Raw genomic sequence first — 292 nt, 5'->3', positions numbered from 1 at the left:
ATAGGTATTACTACCATAATGGGTATTGTATGAAAAAAATATTTTATGAAAGCAAGTGAAGAAAAATGAATAATAAATTAATTCAACGTAAATGGGCATTAGTTGTAGCAATTTTGTTTACAATATCATCTATTATGCAGCTAGCAGGAGGAGATATTAAGGGCGGTCCTTATGGAAAGGGACAGTTATTGGCATATTTTTTAATCCCAATATTATTTTATGTTTTGGCATTTAAAAAGAAGAAAGAAAAATAACTTCAAGACAATCTGAACTAGTGGCTTATAGTCGCTAG

The 292-nt window shown here is 29.8% G+C and carries 1 protein-coding gene; it reads left to right on the top strand.

Going from position 1 to position 292, the window contains the following annotated elements:
* The first annotated feature begins 65 nt into the window (after positions 1-65).
* On the top strand, positions 66-254 hold the full coding sequence (locus BPMYX0001_RS35155; RefSeq protein ID WP_003202969.1) for a hypothetical protein: 189 nt from the start codon (positions 66-68) through the stop codon (positions 252-254).
* Positions 255-292 lie beyond the last annotated feature (38 nt).

Source organism: Bacillus pseudomycoides DSM 12442 (assembly GCF_000161455.1).
Classification (GTDB): Bacteria; Bacillota; Bacilli; order Bacillales; family Bacillaceae_G; genus Bacillus_A; species Bacillus_A pseudomycoides.
Note: the sequence above shows the minus strand (reverse complement) of the source record. Positions and strands in the feature narration are given on the sequence as shown.